The organism is Roseateles sp. GW821-FHT09G03 (assembly GCF_059416045.1).
In genome coordinates, this window is record NZ_JBWKOK010000003.1 from 374,956 (window position 1) to 396,131 (window position 21,176).

At 68.3% G+C, this 21,176-nt stretch carries 17 protein-coding genes; 9 read left to right on the forward strand and 8 right to left on the reverse strand.

The features are described from left to right. Positions 1–270 precede the first annotated feature (270 nt). Genes AC07OZ_RS13860 through AC07OZ_RS13890 form a run of 7 tightly spaced genes read left to right on the forward strand, consistent with a single transcriptional unit; the run spans position 271 to position 7,258 of the window. The gene (locus AC07OZ_RS13860; protein ID WP_495467981.1) at positions 271–1,416 is read left to right on the forward strand and encodes a substrate-binding domain-containing protein; all 1,146 of its coding nucleotides are present in this window, start codon (positions 271–273) and stop codon (positions 1,414–1,416) included. A gap of 56 nt (positions 1,417–1,472) precedes the next feature. Continuing rightward, a complete protein-coding gene (locus AC07OZ_RS13865) occupies positions 1,473–2,753 on the forward strand; it encodes an extracellular catalytic domain type 2 short-chain-length polyhydroxyalkanoate depolymerase (RefSeq protein ID WP_495467681.1) in 1,281 nt (426 codons plus the stop codon). Continuing rightward, positions 2,753–3,508 carry an ABC transporter ATP-binding protein gene (locus AC07OZ_RS13870; protein WP_495467682.1) on the forward strand — a complete coding sequence of 252 codons (756 nt, stop codon included), beginning with the start codon at positions 2,753–2,755 and terminating at the stop codon, positions 3,506–3,508. The genes AC07OZ_RS13865 and AC07OZ_RS13870 overlap by 1 nt, the downstream gene beginning before the upstream one ends. 26 nt (positions 3,509–3,534) lie before the next feature. Further along, positions 3,535–4,320 (forward strand): ABC transporter ATP-binding protein, encoded by a 786-nt coding sequence (locus tag AC07OZ_RS13875; protein WP_495467982.1) that lies wholly within the window; start codon positions 3,535–3,537, stop codon positions 4,318–4,320. Beyond that, a complete protein-coding gene (locus AC07OZ_RS13880; protein ID WP_495467683.1) occupies positions 4,317–5,327 on the forward strand; it encodes a branched-chain amino acid ABC transporter permease in 1,011 nt (336 codons plus the stop codon). Before AC07OZ_RS13875 ends, AC07OZ_RS13880 begins: the two co-directional genes overlap by 4 nt. A gap of 15 nt (positions 5,328–5,342) precedes the next feature. After that, complete coding sequence (locus AC07OZ_RS13885; protein WP_495467684.1) at positions 5,343–6,416, forward strand: branched-chain amino acid ABC transporter permease; 1,074 nt, start codon at positions 5,343–5,345, stop codon at positions 6,414–6,416. Continuing rightward, positions 6,413–7,258 carry an alpha/beta fold hydrolase gene (locus AC07OZ_RS13890; RefSeq protein WP_495467685.1) on the forward strand — a complete coding sequence of 282 codons (846 nt, stop codon included), beginning with the start codon at positions 6,413–6,415 and terminating at the stop codon, positions 7,256–7,258. The genes AC07OZ_RS13885 and AC07OZ_RS13890 overlap by 4 nt, the downstream gene beginning before the upstream one ends. Positions 7,259–7,280: 22 nt before the next feature. Here the strand turns inward: AC07OZ_RS13890 and AC07OZ_RS13895 are convergent, their stop codons facing one another. The 3 genes from AC07OZ_RS13895 to AC07OZ_RS13905 form a co-directional block, all read right to left on the reverse strand. After that, complete coding sequence (locus AC07OZ_RS13895) at positions 7,281–7,550, reverse strand: hypothetical protein (RefSeq protein ID WP_495467686.1); 270 nt, start codon at positions 7,548–7,550, stop codon at positions 7,281–7,283. Continuing rightward, complete coding sequence (locus AC07OZ_RS13900) at positions 7,540–7,752, reverse strand: hypothetical protein (RefSeq protein ID WP_495467687.1); 213 nt, start codon at positions 7,750–7,752, stop codon at positions 7,540–7,542. Before AC07OZ_RS13900 ends, AC07OZ_RS13895 begins: the two co-directional genes overlap by 11 nt. A gap of 187 nt (positions 7,753–7,939) precedes the next feature. After that, positions 7,940–8,470: a response regulator gene (locus AC07OZ_RS13905; protein ID WP_495467688.1), complete on the reverse strand. Its 531-nt coding sequence runs from the start codon at positions 8,468–8,470 to the stop codon at positions 7,940–7,942. Positions 8,471–8,818: 348 nt separating this feature from the next. Here AC07OZ_RS13905 and uvrA point away from each other — a divergent pair, with 348 nt between their 5' ends. After that, the gene (uvrA, locus tag AC07OZ_RS13910; RefSeq protein WP_495467689.1) at positions 8,819–14,455 is read left to right on the forward strand and encodes an excinuclease ABC subunit UvrA; all 5,637 of its coding nucleotides are present in this window, start codon (positions 8,819–8,821) and stop codon (positions 14,453–14,455) included. 41 nt (positions 14,456–14,496) lie between these two features. On the opposite strand, the gene AC07OZ_RS13915 is transcribed toward uvrA, so the two are convergent. From AC07OZ_RS13915 to AC07OZ_RS13925, 3 genes are all read right to left on the reverse strand, one after another. Next, positions 14,497–14,880 (reverse strand): VOC family protein, encoded by a 384-nt coding sequence (locus AC07OZ_RS13915; protein ID WP_495467690.1) that lies wholly within the window; start codon positions 14,878–14,880, stop codon positions 14,497–14,499. Positions 14,881–14,917: 37 nt separating this feature from the next. Beyond that, the gene (locus AC07OZ_RS13920) at positions 14,918–15,211 is read right to left on the reverse strand and encodes a hypothetical protein (RefSeq protein WP_495467691.1); all 294 of its coding nucleotides are present in this window, start codon (positions 15,209–15,211) and stop codon (positions 14,918–14,920) included. Positions 15,212–15,284: 73 nt separating this feature from the next. Further along, positions 15,285–15,899 carry a hypothetical protein gene (locus AC07OZ_RS13925; protein ID WP_495467692.1) on the reverse strand — a complete coding sequence of 205 codons (615 nt, stop codon included), beginning with the start codon at positions 15,897–15,899 and terminating at the stop codon, positions 15,285–15,287. Positions 15,900–16,112: 213 nt separating this feature from the next. On the opposite strand from AC07OZ_RS13925, the gene AC07OZ_RS13930 reads away from it, so the two are divergent. Further along, a complete protein-coding gene (locus tag AC07OZ_RS13930; RefSeq protein WP_495467693.1) occupies positions 16,113–18,782 on the forward strand; it encodes a S9 family peptidase in 2,670 nt (889 codons plus the stop codon). 169 nt (positions 18,783–18,951) lie between these two features. On the opposite strand, the gene AC07OZ_RS13935 is transcribed toward AC07OZ_RS13930, so the two are convergent. Continuing rightward, entirely contained in the window at positions 18,952–20,451 is a 1,500-nt protein-coding gene (locus tag AC07OZ_RS13935) for a M48 family metalloprotease (RefSeq protein ID WP_495467694.1), read from the reverse strand. Between the two features lie 81 nt (positions 20,452–20,532). Beyond that, the gene (locus tag AC07OZ_RS13940) at positions 20,533–21,144 is read right to left on the reverse strand and encodes a UPF0149 family protein (protein ID WP_495467695.1); all 612 of its coding nucleotides are present in this window, start codon (positions 21,142–21,144) and stop codon (positions 20,533–20,535) included. Positions 21,145–21,176: the final 32 nt, after the last annotated feature.

Below are 21,176 nucleotides of genomic sequence, written 5' to 3' on the forward strand. Positions count from 1 at the left end.
CGTTTCAGGACGATCACCACGACCCTCGCAAGACGAAGCGGGAGTCAGCGAGCCCCGGTGGGGCCGGAATGATGCTGGGGGTTCCCGGAGGGATGCCCCCTGCGTCGTGGAGAGCCCGCGCTTGGCCGACCGCAGTCGGCATGGACCTTGCAAAGGAGCCCCATCGAGTCCGGCGCACGACCGGACCGCCCACAGGAGACAAGTTCCATGACCCATGGCTTCATCCGCGCCGCGACCGGCGCGGTGCTGGCGCTGTCCGCCGTCCTGAGCATGAGCATCAGCGCCCCGGCGCTCGCCCAAGGCAAGGAGATCCGCATCGCTCACGTCTACAGCCGCACCGGCCCGCTGGAGGCTTACGGCAAGCAGACGCAGACCGGTTTCCTGATGGGTCTGGACTACGCGACCGGCGGCACGATGACCGTGGCGGGCCGCAAGCTTGTCGTCATCGAGAAGGACGACCAGGGCAAGCCCGACGTCGGCAAGAGTCTGTTGGCCGCGGCCTATGGTGACGACAAGGCGGACATCGCCGTCGGACCGTCCTCCTCGGGTGTTGCGCTGGCGCTGCTGCCGGTGGCCGAGGAGTACAAGAAGATCCTGCTCGTCGAGCCCGCCGTCGCCGATTCGATCACCGGCGACAAGTGGAACAAGTACATCTTCAGGACGGGCCGCAACAGCTCGCAGGACGCGATCTCCAACGCGGTGGCGCTCGACAAGCCGGGCACCGTGATCGCGACGCTGGCGCAGGACTACGCCTTCGGCCGCGACGGCGTGAAGGCCTTCAAGGACGCGATCAAGAAGGCCAAGGTCGTGCATGAGGAATACCTGCCGACCACCACCACCGATTTCACCGCCGGCGCGCAGCGTCTCATCGACCGGCTCAAGGACCAGCCCGGCCGCAAGGTGATCTTCATCATCTGGGCCGGGGCGGGGAACCCGTTCAAGATCGCCGACCTCGACCTCAAGCGTTACGGCATCGAGATCGCCACGGGCGGCAACATCCTGCCGGCGATGGCGGCGTACAAGGCGTTGCCCGGCATGGAGGGCGCGACCTACTACTACTTCGGCATCCCGAAGAATCCGGTCAACGAGTGGCTGGTCGCCAACCACTACAAGCAGTTCAAGACACCGCCCGACTTCTTCACCGCCGGCGGCATGAGCGCGGCGATCGCGGTCGTCGAGGCACTCAAGAAAACCAGCGGCGACACGACCACCAACAAGCTCATCAAGGCCATGGAAGGCATGAGCTTCGAGACGCCCAAGGGCCGCATGACCTTCCGGCCCGAGGACCACCAGGCGATGCAATCGATGTACCACTTCAAGATCAAGGTCGATCCGGCCTTCGCCTGGGGCGTGCCCGAGCTGGTGCGCGAGATCAAGCCGGAGGAAATGAGCATCCCCATCCGCAACAAGCGCTGAGCATCCAGCGCCGCGAATCCAACGCCGAAGGTCCGTCGACATCAAGGAGGTTTCCAATGAAGTCATCCGCTGTCCGAAGTTCCGCGTTCCGCTGTTTCGTTCCCACCGTCGCGGTGGCTGCATCGTTCCTGCTGGCCGGTCTGGCGCGGGCCGCCGTGCCGCTGCCATCGCTCAACATCGACAAGACCCAGATCACGGTGTCGGGTCTTTCGTCGGGCGGCTTCATGGCCAACCAGCTCGGCTACGCGCATTCATCGACGTTCAAGGGCGTCGGCGTCTTCGCCGCCGGGCCCTACAACTGCGCCGGCCACAGCAACTACACCGCCTGCATGTACAACGCGACGATCTCGTCGTCCGCGCTGAACACGATGCAGGCCGACCTCAACAACTGGAGCGGCACGGCGATCGACGCCAAGAGCAACGTCGCGTCCCAGAAGGTCTACCTGTTCGTCGGCCTGAGCGACACGACCGTCGGTCCCAATCCGATGAACGCGGTACAGACGCAGTACCTCAACAACGGCGTCACGGCCGCCAACCTGGAATACGTCCAGCGCAGCGGCACCGCCCACGTGCTGCCGACCGACTTCGACGCCACCGGCAACAACAGCTGCGGCAGCAGCGCGTCGCCCTACATCGCCAATTGCGGCTACGACGGCGCGAAGGCGGTCCTCACGAAGCTCTACGGCACGCTGAGCGCGCGCAACAACAGCCCCGCCGCGGCCAACTACATCGAGTTCGACCAGACCGCGTTCAGCACCAACCCCGGCCTTGCGGCGACCGGCTGGGCCTACGTGCCGGCCAACTGCGCGGCGGGTCAGGTCTGCAAGCTGCACGTCGCGTTGCACGGCTGCCAGCAGAACTACGCGACCATCGGCGACAAGTTCGTGAGGAACACCGGCTTCTCGCGCTGGGCCGACACCAACAACATCGTCGTGCTGTTTCCGCAGACGAAGGTCGACAACACCTCGCGCTCGACCGCGGCCAGCGGCCTGCTGCCCAACCCGAACGGCTGCTGGGACTGGGTCGGCTGGTACGGCTCGAACTTCGCGCAGAAGGCGGGCACGCAGATCGCGGCCCTCAAGGCGATGGTGGACAAGGTCGCCGGCGGCACGACGGGCAACCCCGGTGATCCCGGCGACCCGGGCGATCCTGGCACGCCCGCGACCTGCTTCACCGCGTCCAACTACACCCACTCGATCTCCGGCCGCGCCTACGCGTTGTACGGCATCACCTACGCCAACGGCTCCAACCAGGCGATGGGCCTGTGGAACATCTTCGTCACCACGACGCTGAAGCAGACCGCGCCCAACTACTACGTGATCGGCACCTGTCCCTGATGCTCGAGACCCGCGACCTCACCATCCGGTTCGGCGGCCACACGGCCGTCGACCGCGTCAGCTGCAGTTTCCATCCGGGCACGCTGACGGCCATCGTCGGGCCCAACGGCGCCGGCAAGACGACCTACTTCAACCTGATCTCCGGCCAGCTCGGCGCGAGCGCCGGTCGCGTGCTGCTCGACGGCGAAGACCTGACGCGCCTGGCCGCGCCGCTGCGCACGCGGCGGGGCCTAGGGCGGGCGTTCCAGCTGACGCAGCTGTTCCCGAGCCTGAGCGTGCTGGAGAACGTGCGCCTGGCCGTGCAGTCGCGGTGTGGGGAAGGCTTGAGGATGTTCTCGGTGTGGCTCAACCACCGCGAGCTGCTCGACGAGGCGCGCGCCATCGTCGAGCGCGTGCGGCTCGGTCATCGCGTCGATGCGCCGGCCGCGAGCCTGCCGCACGGCGACCAGCGAAAGCTGGAGGTGGCGATGCTGATGGCGCTCAAGCCCAAGGTCTATCTGTTCGACGAACCGACCGCGGGCATGAGCGTCGACGAGGTGCCGGTGATCCTCGACCTGATCCGCGCGCTGAAGGCGGAAGGGACGCACACGATCCTGCTCGTCGAGCACAAGATGGACGTCGTGCGGGAGCTGGCCGATCGCATCGTCGTGCTGCACAACGGGCAGCTCGTGGCGGACGGCGATCCTGAGACGGTGATCGCCTCGCCGGTCGTGCAGAGCGCCTATCTGGGGCTCGCGATGCCGGAGGCCGCATGAACGCCGCCGCATCGACGGGAATGCCGATGGATACGGCGACGGACGGGACGGACAACGCGTCGAAGGGCCGGGTGCTGCTGCGGCTCGAGCGGGTGCAGACGCACATCGGGGCGTATCACATCCTGCACGGCGTCGACCTGGCCGTTGCCGACGGCGAGGTCACGATGCTGCTGGGCCGCAACGGCGCCGGCAAGACGACGACGCTGCGCACGGTGATGGGTCTGTGGCGCGCGAGCGCGGGTCGCGTGCTGCTGGACGGCCGCGAGATCCAGGCCGTGCCGACGCCGGAGATCGCGCGCCTGGACATCGCCTACGTGCCCGAGAACATGGGCATCTTCGGCGACCTGACGGTGCGCGAGAACCTGCTGCTGGCGGCGCGCAGGGCGCGCTCGCTCGACGACCTCGACACCACACGGCTCGACTGGCTGTTCGGGCTGTTCCCGGCGCTGCGCAAGTTCTGGCTGTACCCGGCCGGCAAGCTGAGCGGCGGGCAGAAGCAGATGCTGGCGATCGCGCGCGCGATGGTCGAGCCGCGCCGGCTGCTGCTGATCGACGAACCCACCAAGGGGCTGGCGCCCGCGATCATCCGCAACCTCATCGAGGCGCTGCGGGAGATCCAGCGCGGACGCGACGGCGCGCGGACGACGGTGCTGCTGGTGGAGCAGAACTTCATGGTCGCCCAGGCATTGGGCGACGGCGTGGCCGTCATGGACGACGGCCGTGTCGTGCATGCGGGCCGCATGGCCGACCTGGCCGCCGACGAGGCGCTGCAGCAGCGGCTGCTCGGACTGTCGCTGGCGGCCCATCAATGAACGAGACCTCTCCGGTGCCGCAGGCACGATTCGACGCGATCCCGCTGCTGCTGATCGCCGCGCTGGCGCTGGCGGCGCTGCCGCTCATCGGCTCGATGTCGAGCTGGGCGACGCTGACGATCGCCGGCCTCGCGATGGGGCTGATCATCTTCGTCATCGCCTCCGGGCTGACGCTGATCTTCGGCCTGATGGACGTGCTGAACTTCGGGCACGGCGTGTTCATCGCGCTCGGCGCCTTCGTCGCGACGACGGTGATGGGGGCGATGAACACCTACGGCGGATTCGTCGCGAGCCCGTCGCTGGCGGCGAACCTGTTCGCGGTCGCCGTGGCGGCACTGGCCGGCATCGCCAGCGCCGCGGCGCTGGGTCTGGTCTTCGAGCGCGTGCTGGTGCGACCCGTCTACGGCATGCACCTGAAGCAGATCCTGATCACGATGGGCGGGATGATCATCGGCGAGGAACTGATCAAGCTGGTCTGGGGCGCGCAGATGATCCCGCTGCAGCCGCCGGAGTCGTTGCGCGGCGCGCTCGTGGTCGGCGACGTGGCGGTCGAGAAGTTCCGGCTGCTGGCCGTCGTCGTCGGCCTTGCCGTCTTCGTCGGGCTGCTGTGGCTGCTCAACCGTACCAAGCTCGGTCTGCTGATCCGCGCCGGAGTCCAGGATCGCGAGATGGTCGAGAGCCTCGGCTATCGCATCCGGCGGCTGTTCGTGGCCGTGTTCGTCGCCGGCTCGGGGCTGGCAGGTCTCGGCGGCGTGCTGTGGGGGCTCTACCAGCAGAGCGTGATCCCGCAGATCGGCGCGCAGGTCAACACGCTGATCTTCATCGTGATCATCATCGGCGGGCTGGGCTCGACGCTGGGATGCTTCGTGGGCGCGCTGCTGGTGGGCCTGATGGCCAACTACTGCGGCTTCCTCGCACCGAAGGCGGCCTTGTTCTCCAACATCGGGCTGATGGTTGCCGTCCTGCTGTGGCGGCCGCAGGGCCTCTATGCGGTCGGCCGCCGTTGAATGGAGCGATCCCCCATGACGCTCATCCGCTCCCTGCTGTCCCACGACCTGCCGCGCAGCCGCGTGCTGGCGGCGCTGCTGCTGGTCACCGTGCTCGGGCTCGCGCTCGCGCCCTTCGTGTTCCCGGGCACGAAGGCGCTCAACGTGGCGGCGAAGATCCTTGTGTTCATCGTGCTCGTGGGCAGCTACGACCTGCTGCTCGGCTATACCGGCATCGTCAGCTTCGCGCACACGATGTTCTTCGGCATCGGCGCCTATGGCGTCGCCATCGCGAGCTCACGGATGGATCCGGGCTTCGCGGCGCTTGCTGTCGGGGTGGGCGGCGCGCTGGTGGTGTCGCTGCTGCTCGCGCTTGTGATCGGGCTGTTCTCGTTGCGCGTGAAGGCGATCTTCTTCGCGATGATCACGTTGGCCGTCGCGGCGGCGTTCCAGGGGCTGGCCTCGCAGCTGTCCGATTTCACCGGCGGTGAGGATGGCCTCAACTTCCGGCTGCCGGCGCTGCTCTCGCCGTCGACCGAGTTCTTCGAAGAACCCGTGCTCGGTGTCGTCATCGACGGACGACTGTTGAGCTACTACCTGCTGTTCGTCGTGACCGTGGTGCTGGTGCTCGCGCTGCTGCGCATCGTCAATTCCCCGTTCGGGCGCGTGCTGCAGGCCATCCGCGACAACGACTTCCGCGCCGAGGCGATCGGCTACCGGCTGGTGACCTACCGCACGCTGTCGACGCTGCTGGCGGCGGTCTTCGCGACACTGGCGGGCGCGCTGCTGGCGATCTGGCTGCGCTACAACGGACCGGACACCTCGCTGTCCTTCGAGATCATGCTGGACATCCTGCTGATCGTCGTGATCGGCGGCATGGGGACGATCTACGGCGCGGTGATCGGCAGCGCGCTGTTCGTGCTGGCGCAGAGTTATCTGCAGGACCTGATGCGTGTGGGCGCCTCCGCTGTCGAAGGCGTGCCGGTGCTCTCGCAACTGATCGCGCCGGAACGCTGGCTGCTGTGGCTGGGCGTGCTGTTCGTGCTGGCCGTGTACCACTTCCCGAACGGACTGGTCGGGCGCCTGCGGCAGGCGAGGAGGAGATCGTGAAGTCGACGTCGAACTACCTGCGCTGCGAAGACCGCGAGATCCATTTCCAGGCCTGGGGCGACCCGGGCGCCGAGCCGGTGATCGCCTGGCATGGCCTGGCGCGCACCGGGCGCGACATGGACGAGTTGGCCACCCACCTGGCGGGGACGGGGCGCTACTTCGTGGTGTGTCCGGACACCCTCGGAAGAGGGTTGTCGCAGTGGAGCCCCGATCCCGACAACGAGTACTGCCTCGCGTTCTACGTGAGGCTGGCGGTGGCGCTCGTCGATCAGCTGGGGCTGAAGGAGTTCCACTGGATTGGGACCTCGATGGGCGGCGCGATCGGGTTGCTGGCGGCGGCGACGTCCTTGCGCGGGCGCATCCGTCGGATGGTGCTCAACGACATCGGTCCGGAGCTCGCGGAGCCGGCGATCCAGCGCATCCGCAGCTACGCGGGGTCGCCGTCGGCGTTCGACACGGTGTCGGAACTGGAACAGTACTTCCGCCAGATCTACCAGCCCTACGGCTGGATGAGCGACTTGCAATGGCGGCGGCTGACGGAGAGCTCCGTCCGGCGGCTGCCCGACGGGCGCGTGACGCCGCATTACGACCCGGCGATGGTGCGCCAGTTCTTCGTCCATCCGGACGACTACAAGCGCTGGACCGAATGGGACTCGCTGAGCTTGCCGGTACTGTGCCTGCGCGGGGAGACGTCGGATCTTCTGCTGCCGGAGACAGCCGAGGCGATGCGCGTGCGCGGTCCGCGGGCGGAGGTGGCGACGATCCCCGGCTGCGGGCACGCGCCGGCGCTGAACGTGCCGGAGCATTTCGCGATCGTGCAGCGATTTCTCGAAAGCACTTGAGGGGACGACCGCGCGATGGACCTCATCGCTTGACGAGCCAGCCCAGTGCGCCCCCGAAGACGGCGGTCAGTGTGGACGTCGCCCATCGACGATCCTCTTCAACAATGCAGTCGGCCAACAGGACGACGAGGCTATAGACCACGACGGTCACGAGCACCAGCAGCCCGAAGAAGAACAGGGTCACGTCCTTGAGACGTCGTACTGATCCGTCCGGGGCGGATTCAGCGGGACCGATCTTCACCTCGTGATTGGCGGGAATCTCCCGTACGAGCGCTTCCCACTTAGAAGACATCGAAGGCCCTCTTCAGCTGGTGTTGATGTTCGGGGTCGATGAGGCCGAGCACCAACCCGCTCCGGACCTCCCTGCGGAAAGAGAAGTACATGGCGAAGGCCCGGATGATGACCTCCGTGTCGCGAAGCCCGTCCTCTCGGGCCGTGCGCTGGATTTCGGCCATCAGCGGCCCCGACATCTGGACATTGACTGGGTTGAGCATGCATCACTCCTGGCGCACCCGGACATCGGGCACGGATCGAAAGTGGAGCACGCAGGCAGCGCTCAACGCCAGCGCCGCGACGGGGGATTCGTGGAAGCTTTGCGCGCTGTCAAAGGCCCTCGAAATAACGAGCGTCCCCCCGTTGTGGCGACGCCTCGTCCCTCGTCGGAGGGATCCCTCGCGGGGGTCAGTCGTTGAGCTGCGGCAGATCCAGCCAGCGCGCCAGCCGGCGGCGCAGCGTCAGGAAGTCGAGCGGCTTGGTCAGGTGCTCGTCCATGCCGGCCTTCAGGCTGTCGGCGACGTCGCTGTCCAGCGCATGCGCCGTCAGCGCCAGGATCGGGAAACGGGGCAGCCGTCCCTGCGCCTGCTGCTCCCGCAGCCGGCGCGCGCATTCCAGGCCATCCATGCCCGGCATCTGGATGTCCATCAGCACCAGGCTGGGCGCCGCCTGTTCGCACAGGTCCAGCGCTTCCTGGCCGTTGCGCGCGAGTTGCGTCTTCAGACCCATCAGCGCCAGGAACTCCAGGGCGACGACTTGGTTGATCGGGTTGTCCTCGACCAGCAGCACGAAGGGTTCGCCGGGGGCCGGGCGTTGACCGGACACGGACGGGTCAGTCATCGACGACGGCGGCGCGGGCTTCGCGGACGCGTCCGAGGTCATCAAGACCAGCGGGGTCTCGGAAAACTCCGAAGTGGAATGGCCGTCGTTTCTGTCCATGTCGCTTGTCGTCCCCGATCCGATCGGGATGCGGGTATTCCCTAGGTATATCGTCCGCCGTTCGGGTGGAACCGGAAGCCGGTGTTGTTCGGCGACGACGGGGTCCATTGTTGCCGCAGCCCGCGAAGACTAGCAAGTGTGCGGAAGTCATCAATCGGAGGCCTTGACAAGAGGTAGGCCCCAGCTTCCTGAGCGGTCACCCGTTTTCATTTGCTTACCACTGTGTCGCCGCGTCCGCCCCGCGCGCCGGTCTTCACCATCACTCGCCCGCTGCTGCCACTTCATGGCACCGGCGCTCCCTAGAATCGTCGCCCACTGCCTTTCCCGAGGCTCCAAGGCCCACATCACATGTCCGATTCCGATATCCGCATCCGGGGCGCCCGCCAGCACAACCTCAAGAACCTCGACCTGGACATCCGCACGGGGGAGTTGACGGTGGTGACCGGGCCCAGCGGGTCGGGCAAGTCCAGCCTGGTCTTCGACACGCTGTATGCCGAAGGCCAGCGCCGTTACGTGGAGACCTTCTCCGCCTACGCGCGCCAGTTCCTGGACCGCATGGACCGTCCGGCGGTCGACAAGGTGGAGGGCGTCCCGCCCGCCATCGCGATCGACCAGACCAACCCGGTCCGCACCAGCCGTTCCACCGTCGGCACGATGACGGAGCTCAACGACCACCTGAAGCTGCTGTTCGCGCGCGGCGCCGACCTGTTCGACCGCGAGACCGCGCTGCCGGTCCGCCACGACACGCCCCAGACGATCTACGCCGAACTGCTGGCGCGCACGGTCGGCGACGATCCGCGCCTGGTGCTGACCTTCCCGGTCGAGCTGCCCGAATCGGTCAGCGCGGGCGAGGTCGAGCAATGGCTGTCCGCCTCCGGCTTCACGCGCGTGCAGTCCGAGCGCGTCGTCAACGGGCGCAAGGTGCTCGACGTCGTGGCCGACCGCTTCCGCATCCAGGGCGTCGAGCAGGCGCGCGCGATGGAGGCGATCGAGCTGGCGCTCAAGCGCGGCAGCGGCCGGTTGACGGTCCACGTGCTCAGCGCGGAGGAGGGTGTCGAGCCGACGCTGTGGCGCTACTCCACCGGCCTGCATTGCCCGGAGAGCGACATCCGCTACGCCGATCCGCAGCCGGCGCTGTTCTCGTTCAACTCGGCGATGGGCGCGTGCGAGACCTGCCGCGGCTTCGGCCGGGTGATCGGCGTGGACCTCGGCCTGGTCATCCCCGACGAGCGCAAGACCCTGCGCGGCGGCGCGATCAAGCCGATGCAGACGCCGGCCTGGAAGGAGAGCCAGGACGACATGCTGAAGTACGCGGGCGATGCCGGCATCCCGCGCGACACCGCGTGGAACCAGATGACGCCGGCGCAGCGCGACTGGGTCATTGGCGGCAGCCCGAACTGGAACGGCAACTGGAACAAGCAGTGGTACGGCGTGAGCCGGTTCTTCGAGTACCTGGAGAGCAAGGCCTACAAGATGCACATCCGGGTGCTGCTGTCGAAGTACCGCAGCTACACCGAGTGCCCGACCTGCCGCGGCGCGCGGCTCAAGACCGAGGCGCTGCTGTGGCGCGTCGGCTCGAAGGCGCTGGCGGACGCGGCCCTGCCGGCGGACAAGCGCTTCATGCCGGAAGGCGTGAAGTGGTCGCGCGAGCAGTTGGAAGCGCTGCCGGGCCTGTCGGTCCACGACCTGATGCAGCTGCCGATCCATCGGCTCAGACGGTTCATGGACGAGCTGCAGCTGCCGGGCTCGCTGCTCGACGAGGCGCTCAAGCTGCTGCTCGACGAGATCCGCAATCGGCTCAAGTACCTCGTCGACGTCGGCATCGGCTATCTGACGCTGGACCGGCAGAGCCGCACCTTGTCGGGCGGCGAGGTGCAGCGCATCAACCTGACGACGGCGCTCGGGACCTCGCTGGTGAACACGCTGTTCGTGCTGGACGAGCCCAGCATCGGCCTGCATCCGCGCGACATGAACCGCATCGTCGAGGCGATGCAGCGGCTGCGCGACGCGGGCAACACGCTGGTCGTCGTCGAGCATGACCCGGCGGTGATGCTGGCGGCGGACCGGCTCATCGACATGGGCCCGGGACCGGGCAAGCTGGGCGGGCAGATCGTCTTCGACGGCACGCCGGAACAGATCCGTGCCGCCGACACGCTGACCGGCGCCTACCTGGGTGCGCGCAAGCACGTGGGCATGGGCCTCAAGCGGGTGGTCGAGGAGAGCACGCCGCGCCTGATCCTTGAAGGCGCGCGCGAGCACAACCTGAAGAACGTGAGCGTCGAGTTCCCGCTGCAGCGCATGGTCGCGGTGACGGGCGTGTCCGGCTCGGGCAAGAGCACGCTGATGCAGGACGTGCTCTATCCGGCGCTGGCGCGCTGGTTCGGCCAGGCCACGGAGACACCCGGCCAGCACGACCGGCTGCTGGGCGCGGACTGGCTGGCCGACGCGGTCTTCGTCGACCAGTCGCCGATCGGCAAGACGGCGCGCTCGAACCCGGCGAGTTATGTCGGCGTCTTCGACGAGATCCGCAAGCGCTTCGCCGACACGCCCATGGCCAAGGAGCGCAGCTACGGCGCCGGCATGTTCAGCTTCAACGCCGGCGACGGCCGCTGCCCGACCTGCGGCGGCTCGGGCTTCGAGCACGTCGAGATGCAGTTCCTGTCCGACGTCTACCTGCGCTGCCCCGATTGCGACGGCAAGCGCTTCCGTGCCGAGCTGCTCGAGGTCAAGCTCGAGCGCGCCGGCCGGCAGCTCAGCGTGTCGGACGTGCTGGAGCTGACAGTGGCCGAAGCGCTGAGCGTCTTCAAGGACGACCGGGAGGTGATCAACAAGCTGCAGCCGCTGTCGGATGTCGGGCTCGACTACCTGACGCTGGGGCAGCCGGTGCCGACGCTGTCGGGCGGCGAGGCGCAGCGGCTCAAGCTCGCCGGCTACCTGGCCGAGGCAGCGTCCAAGCCGCGCCAGGCGACGGCGACCAAGGGCACGCTGTTCCTGTTCGACGAACCCACGACGGGCCTGCATTTCGACGACATCGCCAAGCTGATGCGCGCGATGCGCAAGCTGCTGTCGGCGGGACACTCGCTGATCCTGATCGAGCACAACCTCGACGTGATCCGCGCGTCGGACTGGGTCATCGACCTCGGCCCCGAAGGCGGCGAGGACGGCGGTCTGGTCGTCGCCACCGGCACGCCGGAGCACCTGAAGGACCACCCGACCTCGCACACCGCGAAGGCGCTGCGCGAGTACGCGCTGGAGATGGACCGCGCGCCGATGAAGGTCTCGGAGGGGCAGCCGCTGCAGTCGCTGCTGCGCCGGCGCCGCCAGGAAGACGAGGTGATCCGCATCGTCAACGCGCGCGAGCACAACCTGAAGTCGGTCGACGTCAGCATCCCGCGCGGCAAGTTCAACGTCGTGACCGGGGTGTCGGGTTCGGGCAAGAGCACGCTCGCCTTCGACATCCTGTTCAACGAGGGGCAGCGCCGCTACCTGGAATCGCTGAACGCCTATGCGCGCTCGATCGTGCAGCCGGCGGGCCGGCCCGAGGTCGACGCGGTGTGGGGCATCCCGCCCACGGTGGCCATCGAGCAGCGCCTGTCGCGCGGCGGCCGCAAGAGCACGGTCGCGACGACGACCGAGGTCTGGCACTTCCTGCGGCTGCTCTACGTGAAGCTGGGCGTCCAGCATTGCGCGCACGACGGCACGCCGGTGAAGCCGCAGAGCGTCGAGGCCATCGCCGCGCAGCTGCTGCGCGACTACAAGGGCCGTCACATCGGGCTGCTCGCGCCGCTAGTGGTGAATCGCAAGGGCGTCTACACCGATCTGGCGAAGTGGGCCAAGCAGCGCGGCCACACGCATCTGCGCGTGGACGGCGAGTTCCTGCCGACCAGCCCGTGGCCGCGCCTGGACCGCTTCAAGGAGCACAGCATCGAGCTGCCGGTCGGCGACATGAAGATCACGCCGGAGACCGAGGCCGAGCTGCGCGAGCTGCTGGCCAAGGCGCTGGACCACGGCAAGGGCGTGGTGCACGTGCTGTCGCCGCTGGACGGCCTGCACGACGCGCTGCGCAGCGGGAAGGCGACGCGCGGCATCGGCGAGCTGCGCGTGTTCTCCACCAAGCGGGCGTGCCCGCAGTGCGGCACCAGCTATCCGGAACTGGATCCGCGGCTGTTCAGCTACAACTCCAAGCACGGCTGGTGCACGACCTGCGTCGGAACGGGCCTGGCGCTGACGCGCGAGCAGCGCAAGGCGCTGGACGACACGCAGCAGGACAAGGACAACCGCGGCCGCGAGCAGAGCTTCCCCGCGGAAGAAGCCGAGATCGAGGACCTGAGCGACGCGCCGTGTCCCGATTGCCATGGCGCGCGACTGAATCCGGTGGCGCGCGCGGTGAGCTTCGAGCACGAGACGATCGGCACGGTCGCGTCGTGGAGCGTGAAGGAGGCCCGCGAGTGGATCGCCGCCTTGACGCTGACGGGTCGCGACGCGGAGATCGCGCGCGACGTGGTCGTCGAGATCAAGGGGCGCCTGGAGTTCCTGGAGGAAGTGGGGCTCGGCTACCTGACGCTGGACCGCGCGGCACCGACCTTGTCGGGCGGCGAGGCGCAGCGCATCCGGCTGGCGGCGCAGCTCGGCAGCAACCTGCAGGGCGTCTGCTACGTGCTGGACGAGCCCACCATCGGCCTGCATCCGCGCGACAACCAGATCCTGCTGAAGGCGCTGGCGACGCTGGGCGACAAGGGCAACACGCTGGTGGTCGTCGAGCACGACGAGGACACCATCCGGCGCGCCGACCACATCATCGACATCGGTCCGAGCGCGGGCAAGCGCGGCGGCCGCGTGATCGCCGAGGGCACGGCGGAAGAGATCGCGAAGAACCCCGACTCGCTGACGGGCCGCTTCCTGTCCAGACCGCTGGTGCACCCGCTGAAGGAGCGCCGCGTGATGGAGGCTGACGCGCCGAAGCTCACGGTGCTCAACGCGACGCTGCACAACCTGCGCGGCGTGACGGTGGATGTGCCGCTGCACCGACTGGTGGCGATCACGGGCGTGTCGGGCTCCGGCAAGTCCACGCTGGCGCGGGACGTGCTGCTGGCCAACATGGCCGCGGCCGTGCCGCTGCGCCGGGCGCCGTCGAAGTGGGTGGGCTGCGACGCGGTCGAAGGCCACGCGAAGGTGGACCGGGTGCTCGAAGTCGACCAGACGCCGATCGGCAAGACGCCGCGCAGTTGCCCGGCGACCTACATCGGCTTCTGGGACGCGATCCGCAAGCTGTTCGCCGAGACGCTGGAAGCGAAGGCGCGCGGCTACGCGCCGGCCCGCTTCAGCTTCAACACCGGCGAAGGCCGCTGCCCGGGCTGCGAGGGTCAGGGCATGCGCACGATCGCCATGAGCTTCCTGCCGGACGTGAAGGTGCTCTGCGACCAGTGCCACGGACAGCGCTTCAATCCGGAGACGCTGGCAGTGAGCTGGCGCGGCAAGAGCATCGGCGAGGTGCTGCAGATGGAGGTCGACGAGGCGGTGGAGTTCTTCGCGGCGATGACCTCGATCTCGCACCCGCTGAAGCTGCTGCAGGACGTGGGACTGGGCTACCTGACGCTGGGGCAGCCGAGCCCGACGCTGTCGGGCGGCGAGGCGCAGCGGATCAAGCTGGTGTCCGAACTGGTGAAGGTGCGCGACGACGTCACGCGCCGCGGCCAGAAGCCGCCGCACACGCTGTACGTGCTGGATGAGCCGACGGTGGGCTTGCACATGGCCGACGTCGAGAAGCTGATCCGCGTGCTGCACCGGTTGGTGGACGGCGGGCACAGTGTCGTCGTCATCGAGCACGACCTCGACGTGATCGCGGAAGCGGACTGGGTGCTGGACCTCGGGCCGGAAGGCGGCTCGGCGGGCGGCCTCGTGGTCGCGCAAGGGCGGCCGGAGACGCTGGTCGAGCAGGGGACGCATACCGGGAAGGCGCTCGCGCCGGTGTTGGCGCGGCGCTGAGGTTCGGGCGGCTGCTCAAGCGGCCGCTCGGACGAGTTCACTCAAACGACCGGATACGCGCGGATCTCGATCAAGTGCTTGTTCGGATCGTTGAAGTACAGCGTCGGCGCCGCGCCCCGTGCGCCGACTTCCTCGCCGGGGCCGGTGTTGGTGCCGACCGCGTGGAAGCTCGGTCCGTACCCGATACCGGCCGCCTTCACGCGTTCGAAGATGCGATCGAACTCCTCGGGAGACACCGAGAACGCGTAGTGCTCCATGCCGGGAGTTCCCCAAGGGGCGAGTTGCAGCTGGCAGTCTCGACCGACACGGATCACCGTGAACGGGCCCGAGGCGCCTTCGTTCGTGAATCCCAGGATGCCGACGTAGAACGCGAGGCTGTCGGCGAGGTCGTTGACCTTCAGGATCAAGTGATCGAGGACGGCCATCGCGGCACTTCCGGATCGATCGCGCGGCGCGAGGTTTTCAATGCGGCTTGCGCCGCTGCCGCTGCTCGAAGTCGTCGCCGTGATAGACGTTGCCGTCCCAGGTACCCGAGCGGTTCTTGGCGCGGGCGATCGCGTCGAGCGCCGCATCGTGGGCCGCACGGCGGCGGTCGCGGGAATTGAAGCGGCCGCGCAGGCTGAAACCGCTCATGCGGACGCCGGTCTGCTTCAACCAGCCGCGCCAGGCCAGTTGATGCCGGCGCGGCAAGGCCATGTCGATCGCGAGGAACACGCAGGTCAGCAGACCGAGAGCGGCGAGGACTTTGGCGAACATACGTCGGCGCTGTGAATCACACCTTGCTGGTGTGTAAGCCAACCACTATACGCGAGGCCCCGCAGGCCGTCTGTCAGTCGCGATGACGTCCGTGGCCGTGGCCGTGGTCGCCCCCCCGATCGCCGCGATCTCCCCGGTCCCCACGATCACCGCCCCGGTCCCAGCCGCCGCGGTCACCGCCCCGGTGGTCGTCGCGGCGCTCGTCCCAGCGGCGGCCTTCCCAGCCGCGGCGGTCGTCGCGATGGTCGTGCCAGTCGCGGCGGCCGTCCCAATGGTCGCGGCGCGGCGGATCCCACCGCGGAGGCGGCGGCGCGTACACCGGCATCGGATGCACGTGCGGGCGGCCGTAGTACGCCGGCGCATAGGCGCGGGAGTACCAACCCTCCTGCACGAAGTACACCTGCCGGCCGCAGGCCCCGTAGTAGCCGCAATGGCGCGCCCAGGAGCGGTAGTGCCCCGGCGGCACGCGCAGGTAGAGCGGCGGCGCCGGCGCGTAGACGCGCTCGATCACCATCGGCTGCGCGTACACCACGTCGGGACGGACGTTGCCCACATCGATCCGGCCATAGAAGCCCGGTTGCCCGACGCTGATGGACACGCCCACGTCGCCCGCGAAGGCCGCCGGCGCGGCCAGCGCGCCAGCCGTCAGCGCCACGGCGCCGAGGATGCGTTGAATCAGGTGCTTCATCGAATACCTCTTTCTGGTGCTTCCGGTTCGCTTCGCGACCTTTCCCCCTGCCGGAGGTCATGGGCGAGGCGTCCGGAAAGGGCCTGCCTAGGGAAAGTATGGACAGTTAACGCGCGCTTGACGGATGCGGTGGACATCGCAGCGGTAAGCAGTTGTTGAGGGCGTCCCTAGAATCCCGCGTCCCCGCCGAACCTGCGGGGCGTGGAGCAACGATTGAAGCAATGGATCCTGACTTCCCTGGTGCTGGCGACCCTGGCCACGGGACTGGGCGCCAGCGAAGGCTCGCTGGCACAGACGGCCGCCGTGCCGGTGGCCGTGACCAACCGGCCGCTGACGCTGGAACAGCTGTTCCGCGCCGAACCCTATCGCGGCGAGTCCGCCAAGGACGTGCGCTTCAGCGCGAGCGGCCGCTACGTCGCCTACCTGTGGAATCCGTTCGGCGAACCGGGCAGCGACCTCTACGTGCATGACACGCAGACGGGCAAGACGCTGCGCCTGACGTCGCCGACCTTGATGGCCGCGGTGGAGACGCCGGAGAACCTGGACCGCTACGCGAAGAAGCTCAAGCAGAAGCGCGACGAGCTGACCGAGCGCCAGGTGCGGGAAGAGGCGCAGGCCGCCTACCTGCGCGGCGAGGCGGTCGACCTCGAGCAATGGGAACGCAAGGCCATCGAGGAACTGAAGGTCGAACTGGCCGAGCGCAAGGCGCGCGAGGAGGCCCGCAAGGCCGCCGAGAAGGCTGCCTGGGGCGACGCCGCGGTCGCGGCCGCCGCGCCTGCCTCCGCCGCTTCGGCGCCCGAGGCGAAGAAGCCGGCCAAGGATCCCAAGGACATGGCACTCTGGGAGCTTCGCGACGAACTCAAGAAGAAGCGCGAGCGCGAGAAGCTCAAGCCCGAGGACCTGTACCCCGGCGTGTCGCAGTTTGTGTGGGCGTCCAAGGGCGAGGAGCTCGTGCTGGCCTACCGCGGCCAGCTGCTGCGCTGGAAGGCCGGCAGCGAGCGCGCCGAGCCGCTGCTCGCCACGGGCCGCACGCTCAAGCCGGTGGCCTACGCGCCGGACGACCAGTTCCTGATCGTCCAGGACGAGACGCGCGTGCTGCGCGTGCGCCTGGCCACGGCCGGCATCGAGGTGATCAACCGCGAGCTCTTCAATCCGGACGACGAGGACCGCAAGTTCAAGATCGCCCAGACCGCGATGAGCGAGGACGGCCGCTGGATGGCGCTGGTCGCCAACGCGCCGCTGGTCGGCGCCGACGGCAAGCCGCTGCCCAAGCCGGGCCGGCAGGTCGAGATCATGAATTTCAACGACCGCTGGGCCACCGCGAAGAAGGTCGACCGCGAGGTCTCCGACGACAAGCGCGGCGTGCCTTCTATGGCGATCTACGTCCGCAAGGTGCCGGCGCCGGGCGCCGCGCCGGAACGCCAGCCGCAACCGGTGTTCACGCATCCGGGCGGCGACAGCTGGTTCGAGATCTCGCCGGTCGTGTGGGCCCGCGACGGCAGCGTCTACGCCTTCACGACCTTCGAGCGTGAGAAGGACCAGTTCCGCGTCTACCTGGGCAAGCCGGGCGATGCGAAGCCCGAGATGGTGCTGGAGCGCCGCGCGCCCATCCACCACGAGCTGGTCAACGTGATGACGCCGTCGTTCACGCCGGACTCCAAGCAGCTGGTGCTGATCCTGGCCGACAACGGCTGGCGCCAACCGTATGCAATGAGCCTCGCGGCCGGCGCGGACCGTTCGGTGAAGCCGTTGCTGACGGGTGAGTTCGAGGCCTTCCAGGTGCTGGGCTTCACGCCGGATGCGAAGACGATGTTCGTCGTGGCCAACAAGGACGACTACGCCGCGATGAATGTCTGGCGCGTGGACTTGAAGGACGGTCGAATGACGGCGCTGGGCCGCTCGCCGGACTACCACCGCAACGCCGTGGTGGCGCGCAACGGCCAATGGGCCGCGGCGGTGGCGGGCAACTGGGCCGAGCGTCCCGAGCTCAAGCTGCTGAAGGGCCAGGCGCCCGCGGCCGGCGCGGAAGCCGGCAAGCTGCTCACCCAGAGCCACGACCCCGCCTGGGCGCAGGTCGACGTGCTGCGGCCGGAGCGCTTCAGCTTCAAGAACCGACACGGCGACACCATCCCTGCCTACGTGTTCAAGCCGCTGGGCTGGGCGCCGACGGACAAGCGCGCGGCGATCGTCTACACCTACGGCGGCCCGCTCAACGACCGCCACTCGGTCGAGACCGACAGCTTCCAGCCGACCGGCTACGTCTTCGCGATGTACATGGCGGCCAAGCACGGCTACGTCACGGTGACGGTGGACCCGCGCGGCCACTCCAACTACGGCGAGAAGTTCGCCGACGCCAACTGGGAGAAGCCGGGCGCGCCGCAGACCGAAGACCTCGAGGACCTCGCTGCGTACATGAAGGCCAACCTGGGCGTCGACGGCGCGCGCATCGGCCTGAACGGCTGGAGCTTCGGCGGCTTCCAGACCCAGTACACGATGTACACGAAGCCCGATCTCTTCGCGGCCGGCATCGCGGGCGCAGGCCCGACGGAATGGGAAAACTACAACAGCTGGTACAGCGGACGCACCATCGGCAAGGTCGACCGGACCAAGCCCGTGCTGCGGAAGTACTCGCTGCTGCCGCTGGCGAAGAACCTCAAGAAGCCGCTGCTGCTGGTGCACGGGATGCAGGACCCGAACGTCCTGTACCAAGACACCGTCAATGTGTACCGCGCGCTGCTGGAGTCGGGGAAGGAAGGGCTCGTTGAGCTCTTCCTGGATCCGGACGGCGAGCACGCCCTCGGCGGCGCGGTGAAGGCCGTCGGCTGGCACCGGAAGTACGAGCAGTTCTGGTTGAGGAACCTGGGGCCTGCTCAGCAGAAGTGATGCTGGAGTGCTTGGCGTGTCGGCGCCCACCTGCTGAAGGTGGTGCGTTGGCCGCCAGGTCGCAGGGCCCTGGCGTCAAGCGCCAGAACCCCGCGACCAGCCGTCCCCCATCAGCCCCGCACTTCGTCGGTTTTGCGACCGAGGACTGCGAGGCTTGTCGTTTCTCGGGTCAGGGCGCGGCGACGACCGTCTTCACGCGCTCACCCACCTTCGGCAGCGCCTCGCCGCCGTAGCGGCCGTTGAGCAGCTTCAGCTGCGCCTCGGTGATCACCGAGGTCTTCGCCATCTCGGCGAAGCCGCCAGCCGGGTAGGGCCGCAGCGCGACCTTCCACGGCTTGGCCAGCTTCTTGTCGTCGGCGGTCAACGCGCGGAAACTCTCTTCCGCCTGCGCGAGCGCGGCACGCCGCGCCTGCAGCGACTGGCCGTCCTTCGCCGCATAGACCAGCGCGTACACCGCGCCCTTGGCGCTCGTGATCAGCGTGATCTCGGCATTGCCGCGCTGGCCCTGCGCGTTCTTGCGCACGCCGCTGAAGTGCGTGGCCTTCAGGCCGTTGATCGTCTTCTCGTCCGTGCGACCCTGCTCCGCGCCCCAGCGGCGCAGGATGTCGTCGTGCACCGTGCCGGCCTTCTCCGGCACCGGCTGCAGGATCAGCGCCGCGTCGCGCTGCGGGCTCATCACCGTCAGCGTCTCGCTGCCGTTCTGCAGTGCCCATCCCGTGGGCGCCGTCAGCGCGATGTCGAGCGTCGGATGCAGGAACTGCTGGCCGCGCACCAGCCCCTGTGCGGGACTGTCGCCGAAGACCATGCCGTCGATCGCCTGCAGGAAAGCGGCGCGGTTTTCGTCGACCGGCTGGCCGCCCGTCAGTTGCGCCGCCTCGTCGCGGATGCGCTGCAGGCGCTGCTCGTTGCTCGGGTGGGAGGCCAGCCAGCTGTTGCCGCTCTGCGGCTGCTTGCCTTGCGCCTTGGCCTGGTCGGCGGCGAACTGCTCCTGGTCCTTCAGCACCTGGATCACGTCGACCATGTGCTTCGGGTCGTAGTGGTTGCGGGAGAGGTACTCGGCGCCGAGCTGGTCGGCCTGCAGTTCCTGCTCGCGGCTGTAGGAGGCGATGTAGCCCGCCGCGGCGTTCTGAGAGACCTGGCCCGCGATGTCCGTCGCGCCGCTGACGCCGCGCGATTCGAGCACCGCGCCCAGCACCGTCGCCGCCAGCACGCCGATGCCAGCGTTCTGCTGGCGCGTCGCGCGCTGTGCGCCATGACGCGCAGTGACGTGGCCGATCTCATGGCCCATCACGCCGGCGAGGTCGGCCTCGTTCTCCATGTACGCGAGGATGCCCCGCGTGACGTAGACATACCCGCCCGGCAGCGCGAAGGCGTTGACCTCCGGACTGTCGAGCACGGTGAAGTGCCACTCGAGTTCCGCCCGGTGCGACTGCGCCGCCAGCTTGTTGCCCAGCGCGGTGACGTAGGACTGGAGCTTCGCGTCGTCGACGACCGAATACTCCTTGAGCACGTCCTGATGCGCCTGGCGGCCGGTCGCGACTTCCTGCTGCGGACTCATCGCGCTGCGCTCGGTGCGGCCGGTGACGGGATTGACGACGTTGGTGCCGCAGCCGGCGATCGTCAGCAAGGCGGCGGTGGCCAGCACCGCGAACGGGAAGTTGCGCTTCATCGGAACCAGCGATGGATGAGAGGGTGGGACGCCCGGTCGTCCGACCGGGCCGGTGGTCGGTCAGGGTGGCCGTTCAGGCGTTCACTCGGCCTGCGAACGCAGCGTCCACAGCGTCAGCACGCCTTCCGGCACTTCGCGGCTGAGCGCGTCGCGCCAGTGCAGGTCGGTGAGCTTTTCCTGGTCCTCGGCGCTGAGCTGGCTTTCGTCGCCGCCCAGCAGCGCGATCGGGGCCAGCGCGGCGGCCGTCTTGACGTGGTCGAAGAGCGGCGTCCAGGCCTCGCCGTCCTGGTCGACACCGATCATGAAGCCGGTGCACCAGTCCTCGGCGTCCACCAACTGCTGTTCGCCTTCCTCGGCGACGCTGAAGATCGGCTCCCATTCGTCCTGCTTGGACGTCCACTGCACCGACAGGCTGTGCACGTGGCGCAGCAGCAGCAGGGCGATCTTCTTGCGCTGCTTGCCGCTGGGGAAGGGGTCGCCGCCGCCCCAGACCGGGCTCATCCACTCGGCGCCGGGCTTGGCGCTCAAGGGCAGCGGGCTCAGCAGCTGAGCGCTGAGGTAGCCGTCCAGCGCCTCGATGTTCATCGCGGCGTCGTTGTCCAGCTCGGACAGGAAGTCGTCCAGGTCCGACAGCTCGTCGTCGGTCAGCGGGGTGTAGAGGGCCTTGTCAGGCTGGTACTGCGGAAAGTCCATGTCGGATCCTGGAGAGTCGGGCGATGTTCGGT

Excerpts from the sequence above, each read along its gene's own strand:
- AC07OZ_RS13860 (WP_495467981.1), top strand. The coding sequence starts at position 271 with ATGAGCATCAGCGCCCCGGCGCTCGCCCAAGGCAAGGAGATCCGCATC.
- AC07OZ_RS13870 (WP_495467682.1), top strand. The coding sequence starts at position 2,753 with ATGCTCGAGACCCGCGACCTCACCATCCGGTTCGGCGGCCACACGGCC.
- AC07OZ_RS13915 (WP_495467690.1), bottom strand. The coding sequence starts at position 14,880 with ATGGCCGTCCTCGATCACTTGATCCTGAAGGTCAACGACCTCGCCGAC.
- AC07OZ_RS13940 (WP_495467695.1), bottom strand. The coding sequence starts at position 21,144 with ATGGACTTTCCGCAGTACCAGCCTGACAAGGCCCTCTACACCCCGCTG.
- AC07OZ_RS13920 (WP_495467691.1), bottom strand. The coding sequence starts at position 15,211 with ATGTTCGCCAAAGTCCTCGCCGCTCTCGGTCTGCTGACCTGCGTGTTC.
- AC07OZ_RS13900 (WP_495467687.1), bottom strand. The coding sequence starts at position 7,752 with ATGCTCAACCCAGTCAATGTCCAGATGTCGGGGCCGCTGATGGCCGAA.
- AC07OZ_RS13935 (WP_495467694.1), bottom strand. The coding sequence starts at position 20,451 with ATGAAGCGCAACTTCCCGTTCGCGGTGCTGGCCACCGCCGCCTTGCTG.
- AC07OZ_RS13925 (WP_495467692.1), bottom strand. The coding sequence starts at position 15,899 with ATGAAGCACCTGATTCAACGCATCCTCGGCGCCGTGGCGCTGACGGCT.
- uvrA (WP_495467689.1), top strand. The coding sequence starts at position 8,819 with ATGTCCGATTCCGATATCCGCATCCGGGGCGCCCGCCAGCACAACCTC.
- AC07OZ_RS13875 (WP_495467982.1), top strand. The coding sequence starts at position 3,535 with ATGGATACGGCGACGGACGGGACGGACAACGCGTCGAAGGGCCGGGTG.
- AC07OZ_RS13865 (WP_495467681.1), top strand. The coding sequence starts at position 1,473 with ATGAAGTCATCCGCTGTCCGAAGTTCCGCGTTCCGCTGTTTCGTTCCC.
- AC07OZ_RS13905 (WP_495467688.1), bottom strand. The coding sequence starts at position 8,470 with ATGGACAGAAACGACGGCCATTCCACTTCGGAGTTTTCCGAGACCCCG.
- AC07OZ_RS13885 (WP_495467684.1), top strand. The coding sequence starts at position 5,343 with ATGACGCTCATCCGCTCCCTGCTGTCCCACGACCTGCCGCGCAGCCGC.
- AC07OZ_RS13895 (WP_495467686.1), bottom strand. The coding sequence starts at position 7,550 with ATGTCTTCTAAGTGGGAAGCGCTCGTACGGGAGATTCCCGCCAATCAC.
- AC07OZ_RS13880 (WP_495467683.1), top strand. The coding sequence starts at position 4,317 with ATGAACGAGACCTCTCCGGTGCCGCAGGCACGATTCGACGCGATCCCG.